The organism is Lamprobacter sp. (assembly GCF_034860625.1).
Lineage (GTDB): Bacteria > Pseudomonadota > Gammaproteobacteria > Chromatiales > Chromatiaceae > Lamprobacter.
The window spans coordinates 1-3,067 of record NZ_JAYESN010000304.1 but is presented as its reverse complement, the minus strand read 5'-3'; the positions used below and the strand labels follow the sequence as shown (position 1 = coordinate 3,067).

At 62.5% G+C, this 3,067-nt stretch carries 4 protein-coding genes; 2 read left to right on the top strand and 2 right to left on the bottom strand.

Annotation, left to right across the window (positions count from 1 at the left end; translation table 11 throughout):
* Nucleotides 1-182: 182 nt before the first annotated feature.
* Nucleotides 183-746 (bottom strand): SRPBCC family protein, encoded by a 564-nt coding sequence (locus tag VBE63_RS26620; RefSeq protein WP_323686019.1) that lies wholly within the window; start codon nucleotides 744-746, stop codon nucleotides 183-185.
* 243 nt (nucleotides 747-989) lie between these two features.
* Here VBE63_RS26620 and VBE63_RS26615 point away from each other — a divergent pair, with 243 nt between their 5' ends.
* Both VBE63_RS26615 and VBE63_RS26610 read left to right on the top strand, forming a co-directional pair.
* Nucleotides 990-1,298 (top strand): hypothetical protein, encoded by a 309-nt coding sequence (locus VBE63_RS26615; protein WP_323686018.1) that lies wholly within the window; start codon nucleotides 990-992, stop codon nucleotides 1,296-1,298.
* Nucleotides 1,299-1,746: 448 nt separating this feature from the next.
* On the top strand, nucleotides 1,747-2,292 hold the full coding sequence (locus tag VBE63_RS26610) for a class I SAM-dependent methyltransferase (RefSeq protein ID WP_323686017.1): 546 nt from the start codon (nucleotides 1,747-1,749) through the stop codon (nucleotides 2,290-2,292).
* Between the two features lie 124 nt (nucleotides 2,293-2,416).
* Here VBE63_RS26610 and VBE63_RS26605 read toward each other — a convergent pair.
* A partial coding sequence (locus VBE63_RS26605; protein WP_323686016.1) for a peroxiredoxin-like family protein occupies nucleotides 2,417-3,067 on the bottom strand: 651 nt, incomplete at its 5' end.

Here is a 3,067-nt window from a genome sequence, read left to right as displayed (position 1 = left end):
AGTGCAGCGCGGACCGGGGGGTTAGATGCCGGGGAGATCGGGCAGGAGGCGGCCGATCAGGTCTGGGAGGCGGTGCGACGAGGGCTACCCTGAAAAGTTGCCCCCAAATCGCACACCTCCGTTTCAGGGATCCTTCGAGCCCCGATGAACGGAAGCAGCAGGGCGTCTGCGCTGCGCCCTTGTCACATCGATGCTGCGCGCGCCTGGAACTGACCGAGGAACGTGCGTAGCTCGTGTTCCAGGCCGGCCTTCATCAACGCTGGTCCCACCAGGGGAAACAGCTGAAATCCGGGCTCAAGCTGGGCGCGATAGTCGACCCGAACCGAATCCTCTAGCGGTGTCAGGAGCCACTCGGTGCGTCCCGCTGCGAAATTACTCTGCTCGGGAACGATCACCGCGACCAGGCGTGTTGGGCTTTCGCTTACATCTTCCACGCGTTTCAGTGTCTGACAATGGATCAGAACACAGGCGCGAATGCGCGTGCTGACCCGCACCTGCGTCGGCGTCGGCGCACCGACCACTTCGCTCTCGAGGATCGACGGACTGAGTCTGGACAATTGCTCATAATCGGTCAGCAGCGCATGCACCACTGCCAAGGGTGCGTCGACCAGAAAACGCGCCTCGATGCGGTATCGCTTCTCCGACTCGCTGATCTGCAGCATCAGCAGATCCGCCGCACGCGTCTCCAGAGCGGTTGCGCAGCAGAGCAACAAGAGCGCGGTCAGGATTGATTGGATGACTCGCATGACCCGGCTGAATACCACGATTCGTTCAACGCAAGCGTGCATGATGTGAATAGTTCGTGACGATCCGATAACGCTCGCAGACGGAATCGGTTTGTACAAGAAGCTGGTAGCATCAGGTAATAGACTGTTTATATTGGTTTTAATGGGGTGATTTCAAAGTTGGCACAGGGACTGCTTTATCTCTGGCAAGTCCCGGCAACGGCCAGGACGTCTACCAACCCACTGTCCAACGAGGAACACAGCATGAAAACTATCACCACCACCCTGACCGCAACCCTGTTCAGCCTGGCTGCCGCTGGTGTCAGTGCCGCCGACGTCTATCAGGGCCTAAGCGCCGGTCATCCGGACCTCTCCAGCCAGCCGGCCGGCATCGAGGACGGCTTTGGCGTCCGTGCTACAGCGCCCGGCGTCGGCAGCCAGATCGATCGTTATCACGGCCTCGCCGATGGCAACGCGGATCTGTTCAATGTCCGTCTCCAGGGGCCATCCGACAGCGGTGAGCGTCCGAACATCTATGGCGCAGCTGAGGGCAATCCGGATCTGTCGTTCTAAGAGGGTTTGAGCGGTTGACGTCAGGATTGCAGCCTGGGGCCATCGGCCCCAGTGCCTGACGCTTGACGCTTGACGCTTGACGCTTGACGCTTGACGCTTGACGCTTGACGCCTGACGCTTGACGCCTGACGACATCTCACTGAATCTGCCGCCGGTTTTACCCCGTTTCCCCTAGCTCCGCCCGGAGCCATGCGTACAGGATGCCGAGCTGGCATCGCAATCAGCTCGCCGATTTCCCAATCCCCAGCCGGTACCACCTGGTGTCAGCGAGCAGGATCGTCTTCAGCGACTTGGCGCAGACATCTGCGCGCCGATCCTCCTATTAGCCCGACACTAGGGTCTTCCGTGACCGACGTAGCCACCTCCACCGATCTGACCATCGCCTGCTATGACGCCGACGCCGAGCCGTTCTTCGCCGCGACGGTTGATGTCGACATGTCACCGCTCTATGCGCCGTTTCTGGCCAAGCTGGCGCCTGGTGCGGCGATTCTCGACGCTGGCTGCGGCTCCGGTCGCGATTCTCGACGCTGGCTGCGGCTCCGGTCGCGATGCACGCGCGTTTCGCGAGCGCGGTTATGCCGTCACAGCTATCGAACCGTCACCGCCGCTGGCGCGCCTGGCCGAGATGCACGCAGGACTGCCGGTCGAGGTGAAGCGCTTCCAGGCGATCGACTGGTGCGAGCGCTTCGATGGCATCTGGGCTTGCGCGAGCCTGCTGCATGTTCCACTGGCCGAGCTGCCAGCGGTGCTGCAACGTCTGACTCGGGCGCTGCGCCCTGCGGGCGTGCTCTACGTCTCGTTCAAGGATGGTGCTGGCGAGCGCGACAGCGATGGGCGTCACTTCACCGACCTCAATGAGACCGCGCTGGCCGAGCTGCTCGACGGCGTGCCCGAGCTGATGCTGATGGAACTCTGGACCACGGCTGATCGGCGCTCCTGGCGCGAGGCCGAGCAGTGGCTGAATGCGCTGCTGCGATTAACGCCACTGGGATGACAGACAACAAGGTCGTTGCCAACGTTGCCTATCCCGCGTGAGGCGCCTGGAGTTGCGCCTCATGCCGCGCGATCTGGCTCACAGTAATCCCATCTGCGACGGGATGGAGCACTCGTCACCGCCGCTAATCGCCGACCTGATCCAAGGCCGCAATGATCGCAGCCGGCTCCATGCGCTTGCGATAATCGACGTCGGCAAACGCAGCGCGAATCATGCCGTCACCATCGATCACGAAGGTCGCCGGCACCGGCAACACCCGCCGATCGGGGCCGTTGTACTCGGCCAGATCCAAGCCGAGACGCTCTCGGTAGACGGCATCCAGATCGGCAGGGACCTCGAAATAGAGGTCATAGGCTTGCATCACATGATCATCCAGGTCGCTCAACACCTCGAACGCATAGCCATCGTCCTCGACTTGCTTGCGGGATTTGTCCGGCAATTGCGGCGTGACCGCGACGAGCTGCGCGCCGCGGGCCTCGATCTCGGGCAGGGATTGCTGCAGCGCGTGCAGCTGCAGGTTGCAGTAGGGGCACCAGGCACCGCGGTAGAAGGTCAGCACCACCGGTCCTTCGGCGAGCAGATCGGAGAGCCGCACGCGCTCACCGAAGGCGTTCGGTAGGCTGAAGTCGGGTGCTTGAACACCGACCGCTAGTCCCGGCTCTGGCATTGCAGTCGCCAGATCCTCCGCGGACCGCTGCATGATGGCCCGATCTGCCGCATCGAGCTTGGGTCCGCCGGTCTTGGCGCGTTCCGCCTGAAAGGCATCCAGTGCCTG

What these genes read in the sequence shown, in the direction of transcription:
- VBE63_RS26620 (WP_323686019.1), bottom strand. Translation starts at nt 746, where the DNA reads ATGCGAGTCATCCAATCAATCCTGACCGCGCTCTTGTTGCTCTGCTGC.
- VBE63_RS26615 (WP_323686018.1), top strand. Translation starts at nt 990, where the DNA reads ATGAAAACTATCACCACCACCCTGACCGCAACCCTGTTCAGCCTGGCT.
- VBE63_RS26610 (WP_323686017.1), top strand. Translation starts at nt 1,747, where the DNA reads ATGCGCCGTTTCTGGCCAAGCTGGCGCCTGGTGCGGCGATTCTCGACG.